This is a genomic window from Amycolatopsis rubida (assembly GCF_900115345.1).
Taxonomy (GTDB): Bacteria; Actinomycetota; Actinomycetes; order Mycobacteriales; family Pseudonocardiaceae; genus Amycolatopsis; species Amycolatopsis rubida.
The window spans coordinates 219,026-233,391 of sequence record NZ_FOWC01000006.1 but is presented as its reverse complement, the minus strand read 5'-3'; the positions used below and the strand labels follow the sequence as shown (position 1 = coordinate 233,391).

14 protein-coding genes are annotated in these 14,366 nt (G+C 71.6%); 1 reads left to right on the top strand and 13 read right to left on the bottom strand.

Features of this window, described 5'->3' with window-relative positions; genetic code table 11:
- Positions 1–26: 26 nt before the first annotated feature.
- From BM362_RS24050 to BM362_RS24005, 10 genes are all read right to left on the bottom strand, one after another.
- Positions 27–2,030 carry a multicopper oxidase family protein gene (locus BM362_RS24050; RefSeq protein WP_067594112.1) on the bottom strand — a complete coding sequence of 668 codons (2,004 nt, stop codon included), beginning with the start codon at positions 2,028–2,030 and terminating at the stop codon, positions 27–29.
- Positions 2,027–2,254 (bottom strand): MbtH family protein, encoded by a 228-nt coding sequence (locus tag BM362_RS24045; RefSeq protein WP_093574618.1) that lies wholly within the window; start codon positions 2,252–2,254, stop codon positions 2,027–2,029. Before BM362_RS24045 ends, BM362_RS24050 begins: the two co-directional genes overlap by 4 nt.
- A gap of 90 nt (positions 2,255–2,344) precedes the next feature.
- Complete coding sequence (locus BM362_RS24040) at positions 2,345–3,394, bottom strand: FecCD family ABC transporter permease (protein WP_093574617.1); 1,050 nt, start codon at positions 3,392–3,394, stop codon at positions 2,345–2,347.
- Positions 3,391–4,431: a FecCD family ABC transporter permease gene (locus tag BM362_RS24035; RefSeq protein ID WP_067594121.1), complete on the bottom strand. Its 1,041-nt coding sequence runs from the start codon at positions 4,429–4,431 to the stop codon at positions 3,391–3,393. Before BM362_RS24035 ends, BM362_RS24040 begins: the two co-directional genes overlap by 4 nt.
- Positions 4,428–6,110 carry an ABC transporter ATP-binding protein gene (locus BM362_RS24030; protein WP_093574616.1) on the bottom strand — a complete coding sequence of 561 codons (1,683 nt, stop codon included), beginning with the start codon at positions 6,108–6,110 and terminating at the stop codon, positions 4,428–4,430. Before BM362_RS24030 ends, BM362_RS24035 begins: the two co-directional genes overlap by 4 nt.
- A 44-nt stretch (positions 6,111–6,154) precedes the next feature.
- Positions 6,155–7,846 (bottom strand): ABC transporter ATP-binding protein, encoded by a 1,692-nt coding sequence (locus tag BM362_RS24025; protein ID WP_167545407.1) that lies wholly within the window; start codon positions 7,844–7,846, stop codon positions 6,155–6,157.
- An 11-nt stretch (positions 7,847–7,857) separates the two neighbouring features.
- Positions 7,858–8,712 (bottom strand): siderophore-interacting protein, encoded by an 855-nt coding sequence (locus BM362_RS24020; protein ID WP_093574614.1) that lies wholly within the window; start codon positions 8,710–8,712, stop codon positions 7,858–7,860.
- Between the two features lie 111 nt (positions 8,713–8,823).
- Positions 8,824–9,024 carry a ferredoxin gene (locus tag BM362_RS24015; RefSeq protein ID WP_067594130.1) on the bottom strand — a complete coding sequence of 67 codons (201 nt, stop codon included), beginning with the start codon at positions 9,022–9,024 and terminating at the stop codon, positions 8,824–8,826.
- Positions 9,021–9,707: a TetR/AcrR family transcriptional regulator gene (locus BM362_RS24010; RefSeq protein WP_067594162.1), complete on the bottom strand. Its 687-nt coding sequence runs from the start codon at positions 9,705–9,707 to the stop codon at positions 9,021–9,023. Before BM362_RS24010 ends, BM362_RS24015 begins: the two co-directional genes overlap by 4 nt.
- Positions 9,708–9,712: 5 nt before the next feature.
- On the bottom strand, positions 9,713–10,933 hold the full coding sequence (locus tag BM362_RS24005) for a cytochrome P450 (RefSeq protein WP_093574613.1): 1,221 nt from the start codon (positions 10,931–10,933) through the stop codon (positions 9,713–9,715).
- A gap of 202 nt (positions 10,934–11,135) precedes the next feature.
- On the opposite strand from BM362_RS24005, the gene BM362_RS24000 reads away from it, so the two are divergent.
- Positions 11,136–12,143, top strand: a complete 1,008-nt coding sequence (locus tag BM362_RS24000; protein WP_067587496.1) for an alpha/beta hydrolase — start codon at positions 11,136–11,138, stop codon at positions 12,141–12,143.
- 60 nt (positions 12,144–12,203) lie between these two features.
- Here the strand turns inward: BM362_RS24000 and BM362_RS23995 are convergent, their stop codons facing one another.
- Genes BM362_RS23995 through BM362_RS23985 form a run of 3 tightly spaced genes read right to left on the bottom strand, consistent with a single transcriptional unit; the run spans position 12,204 to position 14,291 of the window.
- Positions 12,204–13,034: an aldo/keto reductase gene (locus BM362_RS23995; RefSeq protein WP_093574612.1), complete on the bottom strand. Its 831-nt coding sequence runs from the start codon at positions 13,032–13,034 to the stop codon at positions 12,204–12,206.
- On the bottom strand, positions 13,031–13,999 hold the full coding sequence (locus BM362_RS23990) for a quinone oxidoreductase family protein (protein ID WP_093574611.1): 969 nt from the start codon (positions 13,997–13,999) through the stop codon (positions 13,031–13,033). The genes BM362_RS23995 and BM362_RS23990 overlap by 4 nt, the downstream gene beginning before the upstream one ends.
- A gap of 25 nt (positions 14,000–14,024) precedes the next feature.
- A complete protein-coding gene (locus tag BM362_RS23985) occupies positions 14,025–14,291 on the bottom strand; it encodes a hypothetical protein (protein WP_093574610.1) in 267 nt (88 codons plus the stop codon).
- Positions 14,292–14,366: the final 75 nt, after the last annotated feature.

The following is a 14,366-nucleotide window of genomic DNA, read 5'->3' as shown; positions in this document are numbered from 1 at the left end:
AGGTGATCCTCTCGTGGTGCCGGAACTCAGTGAGCGTGACCGCCGCCGGGCGCGGGCGGCAGTTCGTGCTCCATCGACTCGGCGACGGCGATGACTTCCTTCGGCTGCACGAGGAACGGGCGCATCATGCTCATGTCCTCGTGTTCGAGCATGTGGCAGTGGTAGACGAATTTGCCGGTGACGTCGGCGAATTTGGCGATCACGTCGACCGCCTCCCCCGCGTCCGCGTTCACCACGTCCTTCCAGCCCGCCTGCGCCGGCTCGACCGGCGGCGACTCCTTCCAGAACACCGGCGTGGCGGTGCCGCCGCCGATGCCGCCGCCGGGCAGGTCGATGAACTTGAAGCCGTCGATGTTGTAGTAACCGCGCTTCACCGGCTGGAAGGCGCAGACGTGCACGTGCATCGGATGCGGCCAGCCGGACCAGTCGAGGTTGAAGAACCGCCAGCGCTCCCAGGCGCCGGTCGCCACGGTGTACTGCAGCGGATCGGTCCACCGGTAGGCCATCCGCTGCCAGGTGACCACGGTGCCGTCCCGCTCTTTGACCTGCACGATGCCGTCGATCGGCAGCTTGCCCTCGGGCGGGCCGTCGATGCGCTTCATCTCCCACAGGCGGGCGTGCGATACGCCGACCGGGGTCAGCATCACCATCCGCTCGGCCTGCACCGGCTGCTTTTCGGTGACCCGCCGGAACGACCTCGCCAGCGTCTTCGGCAGCCGGAACGCCGAGGGACGGCCGAACCCGCTCACCCGGAACTGCAGGAAGTCCGGCCACGGCCCCGGGTCGTAGTTGACGTTGCGCAGCTTGAGGTTCCGCCCGCCCAGCGCGCGGAAATCGATCAGCACGTCGGCGCGTTCGGACGCGGCGAGGCTGAACCCGTCGCGGACGTCCACCGGCGCGCCGAGCAATCCGGCGTCGGTGCCGATCACGAAGACCGTGCCCGGCGGCACGGGTTTGCCGTCGTCGGTGACCAGCTGCACGTTGTAGGGCCGGGTGTTGGAGGCGTTGGCCATCCGGAAGCGGTACCAGTCCGGCTCGACGTCCAGATGCGGCCAGATCACCCCGTTGACGAGCGTGTACGGCCCGGCGAACGACCGCACCTGCTTCAGCGGGTCGGTGCTCATGATCGTGGTCTTGTGCAGCATCGTGCCGGTGAGCCGGTTCCGCGCGTCGGTGTCGAGGTTCCGGTCGCAGATCACCAGCGGGATTTCCCGCTCGCCCGAGGGCAGCCGGAGGGACCGCTCCTCGTCGTCGCGCAGGATGTACATGCCGAGCAGGCCGGCCATCACGTTCCAGCGGGTGATGTGCATGGCGTGGTCGTGGTACCAGAGCGTCGTGGCGGGCTGGTCGTTGCGGTACTCGACCAGCTGGCTGTGGCCGGTCAGCACGGCGTCCTCGGCCCAGCCGTCGCTGCTGCCGTCGCTGAAGTGCCCGTGCAGGTGGGTCGAGGTCCAGCCGGGCAGCGCCGCCACGTCCGCGCGCGGCGGAACGCCTTCCCGTCCGGGAACATCCCACTGATAGGGATCGGCGTTCTCGTCGAAGGGGATCTCGACGACGGGCACCGGCATGGTCCCGGCGATCTCGTTGCGCCACGTGACGCGCAGCGGGCGGCCGCGGCGGGCTTCGATCACCGGACCGGGGAACAGGCCGTCGAATCCCCAGATCTTCGTCGGCGGCAGCTGCGAATGCAGCCGGACGGTCGCCGCGCGCATCCGGATGGTCAGCTCGCCCGCACCGTTCCCGTATGCCGGCGTCAGCCGGGGAAGCGGGTCGAGGAACGGGGTCAGCTCGGTGACCGTGCCGCGGAACGGCGCGCCGGACGGCTCGCGGTTCGCCGCCGGACGCACCACGGCGGTCCGGTCGCCCTGCGCCCGCGGCCGGACGAGCGCCTTCGGGTCGATCGCGACGGGTTCGCCGCGTCCGGCCGGCATCGCTTCGCCGACCGCGGAACCGATTCCCAGCGCGAGCGCGCCCGCGGCCCCGGCTTTGATCAGGAATCCGCGCCGGTCGGTGCCTTCCCGGTCGTTCACGGCCGTTCGGCCGCTTCCGCCGCCATGCTCTCGACGAGGCTCTTGGGCCGGATGTCGGTCCAGTTCCGCTCGACGTAGTCGAGGCATTCCTGGCGGCTCGCCTCGGTTTTGACGATTCTCCAGCCGGCGGGCACCTCGGCGAAGGAGGGCCACAGCGAATGCTGGTCCTCGTCGTTGGCCAGCACCAGGAATCGGCCGTTCTCGTCGTCGAACGGATTGGTCATCACAGCTCCCTCAGTAGACTTAGGGAAGGCTAGCCTAAGGGGACGCGTCCAGCCATAGGCCAGAAAAGTGACAACGGCGGCATTTTCCGTTCAGGTGCGGCCCTTGCGGACTTCGCCGACGAGCAGCCAGCCGAGATACAGTCCGCCGAGGACGAGCGTCGTCACGCCCACCGGCAGCTGGACGCCCGCGATGAGCCGCTGTGCCAGCAAATCGGCCAGTGCCAGCAGGCCCGCGCCGGTCAGCGCCGAGACCACCAGCGAGGGCCCGGCGGAGCGGGCCAGCCGTTTCGCCGCCTGCGGCGCGGCCAGCGCCACGAACGAAATCGGCCCGGCGCACACGATCGCCGCCGCGCTGAGCACCACCGACACCACGACCGCCCAGCGCCGCACCGAACCCACGGACATGCCCAGGGATATCGCCGGCTCCTCGCCGATTTCCAGCGTCAGCAGCGCCCGGCTCAGCGAGAACGCCACCGGCAGCACCACGGCCAGCACGACGAGCAGGATCCGCACCTGGTCCCACCCTCGGCCGTTGAGGCTCCCGACGAGCCAGATCTGCGCGTTGAGCGAATCGTTCAGCTCCGCCCGGCTCAGCAGATAGGCGATGCCCGCGCCGAGCAGCGCGTTGATCCCGACGCCCACGAGGATCAGCCGGTATCCGCCCACTCCGCCCCGATACGCCAGCAGGTAGACCAGCACGGCTACGGCCCCGCCTCCGCCGACCGCGCCGATCCCGGTGGCGAGCAGCCCCGAATCGTGCAGCAGCACCAGGCAGATCAGCGCCCCGGCGGTGGCGCCGCTGTTGAACCCGACGATGTCCGGGCTGCCCAGCGGATTCGCCGACAGGCTCTGGAAAATCGCCCCGCTCACCGCCAGCGCCGCCCCGACGAGCAGCGCCACCAGCACCCGCGGCAGCCGGACGTCGTTGACGAAGTACCGCTGCTGCAGCGTTCCGTGCCCGCCCAGCGCGCGGAAAACGCCGGGAACGCTGATCTCGTACTGCCCGGACAGCAGGCTGGCCAGCACCGCCCCGAGGCACACCACGACGAGCGCGGCCGCCACGACGGCGGTCCGCCGGTGCACCCGCAGGGAAACCCGTCCGGAGCGGACCGTCCACTGGCGATTCGCGGTCGCGGTCACAGTTTCGCCAGCCGTTTCCGGCGGACCAGGTGGATGAACACCGGCGCGCCGATCACCGCGGTCACCACGCCGGCCTCCAGTTCCCCGGTCGGGAGGACCACCCGGCCGACCACGTCGGCCCCCACCACCAGCAGCGGGGCGACGGCCATCGAGTACGGCACCACCCACCGGTTGTCCGGGCCGGCGATCGCGCGCACCGCGTGCGGCACGGCGAGACCGACGAAACCGATCGGTCCCGCGGCGGCGGTCGCTCCGCCGCACAGCAGGACGATGGCGAGCATGCTGACGATCCGGGTCCGCCCGGCGTGCGCGCCCAGCGCCCGGCCCGCGTCGTCGCCGAGCGCCAGCGCGTTGAGCGCTCCGGTGACCGCGAGCCCGAGCACGACGCCGGCGGCGATGAAGGGCAGCACCTCCCACAGCACGTCGTAGCCGCGGTTGACCAGCGAGCCGATCGTCCAGAACCGCATGACCTGCCACGTTTTCGCGTGCATCGTGGTGAACGCGGTGATCACGCCGGTCAGCACGGCCGTCACCACCGTGCCCGCCAGAGCGAGCCGCACCGGGGTCGCCCCGCCGCGGCTGCTGGCGCCGAGGACGTAGACGAGCACGCTGGTCGCCGCCGCGCCGGCGAGCGCGAACCAGACGTAGCCGGAAAGGCTGGAGACCCCGAGGAAGGAAATCGCGGTCACGACGGCGACCGACGCGCCCGCCTCGACGCCGAACAGCACGGGATCGGCCAGCGGATTGCGCGTCACCGCCTGCATGAGCGCCCCCGCCCCGCCGAGCGCGGCCCCGACCAGCGCGCCCAGCAGCGTGCGCGGGATCCGCTGGTCCCAGACCAGGTTCGCGTCGTACGAGCCGTCGAAATGGAAGACCGCGTCCCAGACCACGCCGAGCGGCAGGTGCTTGGCCCCGACGGCGACGCTGACGAGCATGGCCGCGAGCACCAGGGCCAGGATGACGACCAGCCCGGCGATCCGGAGCGTGGTGAGCCGCCGCCGGTCGGCGCCCGGAGGGGCCGGCGAGACCGCGGTCATCGTTCGCCCGCCAGTACCCGGCCGGATTCCAGGCGCACCGCCGCGGGCAGCCGGTCGATGGTCGACTGCCGGTGCGCGACGACGATCAGGGAACGGCCGGCGTGCAGGCGGTCCAGTGCCCGCTCGATCCGGTCCCCGGTCGCCGGGTCGACGTCCGCGGTGGCCTCGTCGAGCACGAGCACCGCCGGATCCACCAGCGCGGCCCGGATCAGCCCGACCAGCTGCCGTTCGCCCGCGGAAAGCGAGTCGCCGGCCGGGGTGTCGAGCCCGGCGGGCAGGTTCGCCGCCCATTCGCGCAGGCCCAGCTCTTCGAGCGCCCGCGCGATGCGCTCGTCCGGCGGCGGATCGGGAACGAGCCGGATGTTGTCCCGCAGGGTGCCCGCGACCAGGTGCACCCGTTGCGGCACCAGCATGATCCGGCGGCGCAGGAGGTCCGGCTCGATCTCCTCCAGCGGGACGCCCGCGTAGCGCACGCAGCCGCCGTCGACCGGGTACAGCCCGGTGAGGATCTTCGCGAGCGTGGTCTTGCCCGACCCGGTCGGGCCGACGAGCCCGGTGCGCGAGCCCGGTGGGAACGTGCACGACACCCCGGTGAGCACCGGAACGCCGGCGGTGTACTGGAAGTCCACTGTGGACGCTTCGAGCACGCCGCGTTCGGGCACGTCGGCTCCGCGCCCGGAGCCCGCGGGCCGCTCGGCGAGGTCGAGCAGGTCGAGCAGCCGGGCGAGGCCGGTGCGCGAGGTCTGCAGCTGCCCGATCAGGGTGGTCAGCTGGTTGGTGGAATCGAACAGCTGCCGCATGGCGACGACGAACACCGCGACGGTGCTCAGCGGCAGGCCCCAGGCGAGCACGAGCCCGCCGCCGAAGACGAGGATCGTCGCGTCGGCGACGCTCTGGGCCAGGGTGACCCCGCCGGTGCGGAGAACGACGAACTCCGTGCGCAGCGCGGTCTTCCGCACCTCGGCCGCGTCTCGGTCGAAGCGTTCGCGCCACTGGTCTTCCGCCCCGCGCGAAACGATCGCCTCCCGGGCCTGCAGGCCTTCCCGGTAGGTGGCGGCGACAGCGGCCTGCGCGGCGGCTTCGGCCGCGAAGGCGGGACCGGCTCCGCGCTGGAACCACCGCATGACCAGCACCGACAGCGGCAGGAAGACCAGCACGACGACGAGCGTGAGCTGCCATGAGTACACGAGCAGCAGGATCGTGGTGAAAAGGAGATAGCCGGTCACCGAAAGCAGGTCCGGGAGGTCTCCGCGCACGAACGAGGCGAGGTCGGCGATCTCGGTGGTGCTGCGGCGGAGCAGATCGCCGGAACGCTGCGCTTCCAGGAACCGCAGCGGCGCGGTGGCCAGCCGCGAAACGACGAGGTCGCGCAGGCTCTTGACCACCCGTTCGCCCGCTTTGGCGAGCCAGATCTCCCCGCTGCGCAAGAGAATCAGCCGGGCGAGCACGAGCCCGGCGAACGCCGCGGCCGCGAACCCGAGCCCTTCGCCGTCCCGGCCGGCGACCCGGTCGACCGCCCACCCGACGACCGAGGGGACGAGGGTCAGCGCCAGCGTCGCGGCGGTCCCGAGGCCGATCGCCATGGCCAAGACGCCGCGGTGCGGCCGGAGAAACGGAACGGTCCGGCGCAGCACCCCGCGCAGGCGCGGTTTTTCGCTCAACAGCGGTGCTTCAGGCATCGGGCGCTCCCCTGCGGGAACGGCGGCCCGCGTCGTGCGTCGAGTCAGGCACGGCACGCCCCCACCGCGTCGGGAACCGCCCCGGCGGGCAGCGCCACCACGCGGTCGGCCGCTTCGGCGACGGCGCTCCGGTGCCCGGCGAACACCACTGCCCGGCCCTCCCCCGCGTCCAGCCATTCGCGCAGCCCGGCCAGAATCCGCTGCTCGGTCGCCGCGTCCACCGCCGAGGTCACGTCGTCCAGCAGCAGCACGTCGGCGCCGTGCAGGAACGCCTGCGCCAGCGCCAGCCGTTGCAACTGGCCGCCCGACAACGTGGCTCCGCCTTCGCCGGTTTCCGTGTCGTAGCCTTTCGGAAGGCTTGCGAGATAGTCGTGAATCGCCGCCGCCGCGCAGGCCGAGCGAAGCTCCTCCTCAGTCAGCCGCGGTCGCCCCAGCATCAGGTTTTCGCGGATCGTCCCGGAAAGCAGGGCGGGCCGCTGCGGCACGAAGACCAGCCGCCGCCGGATCTCCCCGCGCGCGGCCGTGCGCAGGTCGACATCGCCGTAGCGCACGGTTCCCGTGTCCGGGTCGCTCCAGCCCGCCAGCATCCGCAGCAATGTCGATTTGCCCGCGCCCATCGGCCCGGTGACCGCGACGAACTCCCCCGGCGCGACAGTGAGGTCGAACGGCCCGATCGTCCGGTCCGGCCCCGGGCGGGCCACCGCTCCCGACGCGACCAGAGCCGCCGGTCCCGGCAGCGGCTGCCCCGCGTCCGCCGCCGCAGGCGCGGCCAGGACCTCGGCGATCCGCCGCCCCGCCGTCAGCGCCTCGCCGAGCTGGGTGAACCGGTCGGTGAGCACCCCGACCCACATGCCCAGCATCGCCATCCACGTCGTGAACGCGACCAGGCCGCCGACGGTCAGCGCCCCGTCGATCGCCGCCCAGCCGCCGGCCAGCAGCCCGGCCGCGGTGGCGAGGCCCGGCACGAACGGCCCGGTGGCGGCCCAGTTCGCCGCCGCCTTCGCGGTCGCGACCGTCTCCTCGGCGACCGTCCGGCTGTGCTCGGCGTGCCGGTCCAGCAGCGGCCCGAAGCCGCCGATCCCGCGCACCGCGACACTCGCGGAAAGCAGTTCCTCCACCGAGTCGGCGCGCGCCCCGTGCGCGGCCGCCAGCCGGTTGTTGGCCGCCGAGAACCGTTGGGGCAGCACGATGTTCAGCGCGACCAGCGCGGGCACCGTGGCCAGGCCGACCAGCGCGAGCAGGCCGTCCAGCCTGCCGATCAGCACCAGGATGACGGCGAATCCGCCCAGCCCGGTGACCATCGAGGCGAATCCGGCCAGCCAGTGGTGCACGAAATCGACGTCGCGAGTGCCGCGGGTGGCGAGGTCGCCGCGGCCGAAGCGCGCCAGGCCGCGCCGGTCCATCCGCAGCCCGTGGTCCAGCAGCCCGGCCCGCAGCCCGTTCGACGCGGAGACCGCCGCGACGGTGATCTGCCACTGCATCAGCGCGAGCCCGGCCACCAGCAGCGCCGCCGCCCCGACGATGGCCAGCGCCCACCGCAGCGTCGCCGCCTGGTCCCCGGCGTTGATGCCCTGGTCGATGGCTTTTTCCACGCAGAGCGGGAAAATCACCGAAGAAAGCTGGAAGACCGCACCCCCGGCGATCGCGGGCAGCACGTGTTTCCACTGGGCGCGCAGGCACTGCCCCAGCAGCCGGACGGCGGCGCGCGGCGTCGTCGTTTCCCCCGCGTTCCTCACCTCAGCGGGCCTCAGTCCCGCGGTTCCGGCTCGAACGGGGCGTCCTCGGACTTCCCGTAGCGCCAGTACCCGCAGAAATCGATGCGCTTGCGATCCATCCCGCGTTCGCCGACCAAGTGCCGGCGCAAATCCCGCACCTGCCGCGCTTCCCCCGCCAGCCACGCATAACCGGGCTCGGCAGGCAGGTCGGCTTCGCGCACCGCGGCGAGCAGCGCCGCACTCGTCCCGGCCGGAGCGCCGTCGCGCGGCAGCCAGGTCACGGTGACCTCGCCCGCGGTCTGCCACTCCTGGCAGTCCGCCGCGACCGGCACCTCGGCGAAGACGTAAGCCCGCTGGCCCGGAGCCAGACTTTCCACGATGCCGCCGATCGCGGGCAGCGCGGTCTCGTCGCCGGCGATCAGCTGCCAGCTCGCGTCGGCCGGAGCACCGTAATCCGCACCCCGGCGGGCAGGGTCGCCGTCGTCCTCGAACCTCGCGTTCGGGCCGTAGACGACGACTCGGTCGCCCGGCTTCACCGCGGCGGCCCAGCGCGTCGCCGGACCGCTGTCGCCGTGCCGCACGAAATCGACGTCGATCTCGCCCGGCCGCGCGGCACGGATCGTGTAAGTGCGCATGTACGGCCGCTCCGCCTCGGGAATCTCGCGGTAGCGGCGGTACCAGTCCTCGCCGGTCGGCACCCGCGCGCCGGCCCCCGGCTCCCGGGGCAGGAAGATCTTGATCCGCTGATCAGGCCCGCACGTCGTCACGTCCCGCATCCCCGGACCGCCGAAGGTCACCCGGACCAGGCTCTCGCCAAGCGGAGCCACGGCGAGCACCTCGGCCTCGAAGTGCACGGTCGGCTCGGTGCCGAGGAGATCGACGGTCATGCGGAACCAGCTTTCGCTCGACGGACGGCAAGGCGAAGGTTAGCCTAACCATATCCGCGAGGGAAAGGCGTCCGGGTGCGGCGAAGACGGCCGGAGGAACCGCGGCGCCGCTTACGAGTTCTCGTCCACGGAGATCGCGACCCCGGGGCACACGCTGGCGGCTTCGCGGACGGTCGCGTGCAGTTCTTCGCCGGGGCGCTGGTCGAGCAGGAGCACGATGCCGTCCTCTTCGCGCTGGTCGAACACCTCCGGCGCGAGCAGCACACAGGTGCCCGCGCCGCAGCACCGTTCCTCGTCGACAGTGACCTTCATCGGCGTTTTTTCCTTTCGTTCGGCGACGCGGTGACCGGCGCCTGCCACAGCCCGATCAGCGCGTCGATCAGTCCGGTGGCGGCCTCGTCCCATCCCGGGCGCGGGGTGGGGGCTTTCCCGGCGAGGGCGCGTTCGCGTTCGGCGGTCAGGTGGACCAGCAGGGTGCGGGTCATGTCGCTGCGCTCGGCGGCCGCTTCGGGCGGAAGGTCGGGCAGCCGCTGCCGCAAACCCTCGACGATCCGCGCCAGCGACGGCGAGGACAGCGACTCCGCCACGACGATCGGCCGCAGCGTCGGATCGGCCATGGCCTGCTCGGCGAACCGCGCGTACCAGGTCGGACTGCCCAGCGCGGCCAGATGCTCGGCCAGCGGACGCACCAGGCAGTCGAGCCAGTCCCGCAGCTGCGCGCTTTCGCCGATCTCGGCCAGCCTCCGCTGCCGCCGCTCCTCGATCGCGGCGGAGTGCTTGCGCGCGATCGCGCGGACCAGATCGGCCTTGGTCCCGAAGTGGTAGCCGACCGCGGTGTTGTTGCCCTGTCCGGCGGCTTCGCCGACCTGGCGGTTGGACACCGCGAGAATCCCGTGCTCGGCGAACAGGCGCTCGGCGGCGGACAGGATCCGCTCTCGGGTCGCGTGCGCCCGCAGCGGTTTGTCGAGGTCGTCGCCAGTGGCTTTGTTCGGCATGGCCGTCACCATCGCACAGGCAGTTCCCGCAACCCGCCCACCGCGAGGCCCTCGATGCACCGCAGTTCCGCTGCCGGGACGGCGAGTTCCAGCGACGGCAGCATGCGCACCAGCACCTCCAGCGCCACCTGAAGCTCCGTGCGGGCCAACGGCTGCCCCAGACACGCGTGCGCGCCCGCCCCGAACGCCAGATGCGGATTCGGGCTGCGCCGCAAGTCCATCTCGGCGGCGGCCTCGAACGCGGACTCGTCCCGGTTGGCCGCGGCCATGCTGCACATCGCCGTGGTGCCACGGGGAAGCACGGTTCCGGCGACCTCGAAATCCTCGGTGAGATACCGCGACATCCCCACCCCCGCGTTCGCGTCCAGCCGCAGCGTCTCCTCCACCGCGGTCCGCACCAGCGACGGGTCGGCGAGCAGCTCCTCCCACCGCGTGCGGTCGGCCAGCAGCATCGCGACCATCTTCGCGATCATGTTCGCCGTCGTCTCGTGCCCGGCGATCAGCAGCCCGATCCCGGTCGCGGTCAGCAGCGCGTCCGACCAGTGCTCGCCGTCCGCGTCGGTGTCCGTGATCAGCGCGCTGAGCAGGTCCTCCCCCGGCTCCGCGCGTTTCGCCGCGATGTGGGCGCCCATGTACCGGCCGAAATCCGCCTGCGCGGCGTCGAACTCCTCCTGCGTGTAGCGGGTCATGCTGAGCATGACGTCCGACCAGTGCGCGAACCGGTCCCGATCAGCGTCCGGAACGCCGAGCATGTCGCAGATCACCCACACCGGCAGCGGAAACGCCAGCCCCGCCTTCAGATCCGCCGGACCGCCCTTCGCCACCATCTCCCCGACCAGCTGCTCGGCCATCGCCGCGATCCCCGGCCGCAACGCGTTCATCCGCTTGGCCGTGAACCACTTCCCGATCATCCGCCGCCAGTTCAGATGCGCCGCGCCGTGCTGCGGGATCACCGTCGCCATCTCGCTGTTGAACACCCCGCCGCTCTCCGTGTCCGCGACCCGCGCCGCGTCGTCCGCCGGAGTCGGACGCGTGAACCGGCGATCCGAGAGCACGGTTTTCACATCGGCGTAGCGGGTGATCAACGCCGCCTCGTCCCCGCTCGCCAACGCGACCCGCGCGACCGGACACCCCGCCCGCAGCTCGGCCCACTCCGCAGGCGGCGCCAACGCCCCCGGCTGCTCGAACGGAAACCGCGGCACCTGCTCCACGTCGCTCTCGGGCATCCCAACCTCCTGCTCGCAACCGGCAACCCCGGCGATCATGGCCAACCCGCGAGATTAAGTCAATCGCCTGACTTAATTGCGAGGTCTTCGGCGGCCCGCGCACCGATGACCTACACCGGTTCCGTCATCCGACGGGCGCACGCGCCGGGGGCCGCTCCGTACGGTCGAAGCACAGATTCGACCCGGTTCAGGAGTGTTCCCGATGATCAGCAGGAGAATGTTTTCGCAGGCAGTCGCCGCGGGGGTGGCGACGGCCTCGCTTGCCGCGTGTTCAGCGCGGACCGCGGCGGCGCCGGCGGTTCCCGCTGGCGGGCACACATCGTTCGGCCCGCTCAAGCAGGTGCGGGCCGGCGTGCTGAACATCGGGTACGCCGAAGCCGGTCCGGCGGACGGGCCGGTGGTCATCCTGCTCCACGGCTGGCCCTACGACATCCACAGCTACGTGGACGTGGCGCCCGCCCTCGCCAAGGACGGCTATCGCGTGATCGTGCCTTACCTGCGCGGCTACGGGACTACGGCGTTTCTCTCCGGCGGCACCGTCCGCAATGGACAGCAGTCGGCCGTGGCCTCGGACATCATCGCGTTGATGGATGCGCTGAAGATCCCGAGAGCGGTGTTCGGCGGGTTCGACTGGGGTTCGCGCACCGTCGCCGTGCTCGCCGCGCTGTGGCCGGAGCGGGTGAAGGCACAGGTGCTCGTGAGCGGGTACCTCATCACGAATGTCAAAGCACAGCAGCAGCCGCTGCCGCCCGCGGCCGAACTCGGCTGGTGGTACCAGTACTACTTCGCCACCGAGCGCGGCGTGCTCGGGTACACGCGCAACCGCGACGAGTTCAACCGGCTGATCTGGAAAACCGTCTCGCCCGCCTGGCACTTCGACGACGCCGCCTATCAGCGCACGGCCCAGTCCTTCGCGAACCCCGACCACGTGGCGATCGTCGTGCACAACTACCGCTGGCGGCTCGGGCTGGCCGACGGCGAACCGCAGTACGGCAAGCTGGAGGAGAAGCTCTTCGCCGGCCCGGTGCTGACCCCGCCGACGATCACGCTGGCCAGCGATTTCGACGGCGCGGCGGCGAACGGCGCGGCGTACCGGGCGAAGTTCTCCGGCAGGTACGACCACCGGGTGCTCAACGGCATCGGCCACAACGTGCCGCAGGAGGCGCCCGCCGAGTTCGCGCAGGCGATCCGGGACGTCGACCGGTTCTGAAGCGTCCGCGCAGCCGCCCCGGACAGGCGAGGGCTCGCCTGTCCGGGCGCTGTGCGGGGTTCAGCCGGGAATCACGTCGAGGGTGTCCGGGTGCGGGCCGGTCCGCCCCGCTTCCCCGCGGTCCAGCGCGTCCAGTCGCGCGCGCTCGGCCGGGGACAGCGTGAACTCCGTCGCGGCCAGGTTTTCCGCCAGCCGGGCGCGGTTCGCCGATTTCGGGAACACCACGTCGCCGCGGTCCAGATGCCAGCGAAGCACCACCTGCGACGGCGTCCGGCCGCGCTCGCGGGCGATCGAGGCGACCGCGGGATCGGTCAGCACGGCGCCGCGCGCGAGCGGCGACCAGCCCTCCACGAGCGCCCCGTGCCGGCGGGTCGCCGCGCGCACGGTCTCGTTGGCGAAATAGGGATGGACCTCGATCTGGTTCACCACCGGCGCGACCGCGGTTTCCGCGACGATCCGGTCGAGGTGCGCGGGCTGGAAGTTCGACACCCCGATCGAGGTCGTCAGCCCCTCCTCGCGCAGTTCGATCAGCGCCTGCCAGGTCGAGACGTAATCCCCGCCGCAGAGGGTCGGCAGCGGCCAGTGGACGAGGAACAGGTCCACCCGGTCGAGGCCGAGTTTCTCCAGCGACTCCGCCAGGGACGCCTTCGCTTTGGCCGGTTCGTGAAAGCCGTTGTGCAGTTTCGTCGTCACGTACAGCTCGTCCCGCGCGAGGCCGGAGCGGGCCAGCGCCCGGCCCACCCCGGCTTCGTTGTGATAGAGCTGCGCGGTGTCGACGTGCCGGTAGCCCAGTTCCAGCGCGGCACCGACGACCTGCTCGGTTTCGCCGTCCGGGACGAACAGCACGCCGAGGCCGAGCTGCGGGATGTCCGTCCCGTCGGACAGTTTCATCGCGCGGCGAGCAGCAGTTTGCCCGACGTGCGCCGCGATTCGATGTCGCGGTGCGCCTGTTCCGCGTCCCGCAACGGGTAGCGGCGGCTCACGTCGATGCGCAGCTGCCCCTCGCGGATCTTCCCGAACAGGTCGGCGGTGTGCCGCAGCAGCAACTCCCGCGTCGCGATGTGATCGGCGTACACCGCGTAGGTGAGCTTGACGCTCTTGGGCAGATCGAGCATCCGCACGGTCGGGATGTCGCCGTTGAGCGGCCCGAAGTAGACCAGCGTCCCCGACCGGCGCAGCACCTCCAGCGAGGACTGGAACGTCGCCGAACCGCCGCCGTCGAAGACCGCGTGCACGCCTTCGCCGCCGGTCAGGTCCAGGACGCGCTCGACGAAGTCGCCGCCGGAGGACACCAGCACGTCGTCCGCGCCGGCCTCCTTCGCCGCGGCGGTTTTCTCCTCCCGCGACACCAGGCCGATCACCCGCGCCCCGCGCAGTTTCAGCAGCTGCGTCACGGTGCGCCCGACCCCGCCCGCGGCCGAGTGCACCAGCGCGATCTCGCCCGCCGCCAGCGGCGCGGACTCGGTGACGAAGTGGTGCGCGGTGAGGCCTTGCATCATCGTCGCGGCCGCGACCTCGCTCGGGATGTCGTCCGGCACCGGCACCGCCCGCGCCGCGGGAACCGCCACCCGCTCGGCGTAGCTGCCGTAGACGCCGACCCAGGCCACCCGGTCGCCGACCGCGAAATGCGTCACCCCCTCGCCCAGTGCGGAAATCCGGCCCGCCCCTTCGACCCCGGGAATCAGCGGGGGCTGCCCGGCTAGGCCGAACCCCGCCCGGGACCCGGTGTCCATGAAATTGACCCCGGCGAACTCGACGTCCACCAGCACTTCCCCGGCGGCCGGTTCCGGATCGGGCCATTCGCGGTACCGCAATACTTCCGGCCCGCCGTATTCTTCCACTGCTACTGCGTGCATTTCCTCGTCCCTCGTGAGTTTTCGGTCAGGCCTGGAGCAGGGTCGCGGCGTAGGCCGGGTCCGGGTAGTCCCGCCACGCAGCGATCTTGCCGCCGGACAGTTCGCAGCCAGCCATGGTGCGGATCGGCGCGAGCTTCCCGCCGGGCGGCGCCAGCCCGTGGACCTGCTCCGCGATCACCGCGACGGCCGTGTCCCGCCCGCGCACCGGCTCGTCCTCGGAAAGGAACGGCGCGAGCGCCCCGGCGTCTTTCTTCGAAAGAGTCTCGGCGAATTCCCGGCCCAGCTTTGTCATTGCCGGCCGGACCCATGGCGAACTTCTCCTGTCTCGGCAAGAATTCCTGGCATCCGCCCGTTTCGGACGGCACCT

Excerpts from the sequence above, each read along its gene's own strand:
- BM362_RS24045 (WP_093574618.1), bottom strand. The coding sequence starts at position 2,254 with ATGACCAATCCGTTCGACGACGAGAACGGCCGATTCCTGGTGCTGGCC.
- BM362_RS24035 (WP_067594121.1), bottom strand. The coding sequence starts at position 4,431 with ATGACCGCGGTCTCGCCGGCCCCTCCGGGCGCCGACCGGCGGCGGCTC.
- BM362_RS24030 (WP_093574616.1), bottom strand. The coding sequence starts at position 6,110 with ATGCCTGAAGCACCGCTGTTGAGCGAAAAACCGCGCCTGCGCGGGGTG.
- BM362_RS24020 (WP_093574614.1), bottom strand. The coding sequence starts at position 8,712 with ATGACCGTCGATCTCCTCGGCACCGAGCCGACCGTGCACTTCGAGGCC.
- BM362_RS24015 (WP_067594130.1), bottom strand. The coding sequence starts at position 9,024 with ATGAAGGTCACTGTCGACGAGGAACGGTGCTGCGGCGCGGGCACCTGT.
- BM362_RS24010 (WP_067594162.1), bottom strand. The coding sequence starts at position 9,707 with ATGCCGAACAAAGCCACTGGCGACGACCTCGACAAACCGCTGCGGGCG.
- BM362_RS24005 (WP_093574613.1), bottom strand. The coding sequence starts at position 10,933 with ATGCCCGAGAGCGACGTGGAGCAGGTGCCGCGGTTTCCGTTCGAGCAG.
- BM362_RS24000 (WP_067587496.1), top strand. The coding sequence starts at position 11,136 with ATGATCAGCAGGAGAATGTTTTCGCAGGCAGTCGCCGCGGGGGTGGCG.
- BM362_RS23995 (WP_093574612.1), bottom strand. The coding sequence starts at position 13,034 with ATGAAACTGTCCGACGGGACGGACATCCCGCAGCTCGGCCTCGGCGTG.
- BM362_RS23990 (WP_093574611.1), bottom strand. The coding sequence starts at position 13,999 with ATGCACGCAGTAGCAGTGGAAGAATACGGCGGGCCGGAAGTATTGCGG.
- BM362_RS23985 (WP_093574610.1), bottom strand. The coding sequence starts at position 14,291 with ATGACAAAGCTGGGCCGGGAATTCGCCGAGACTCTTTCGAAGAAAGAC.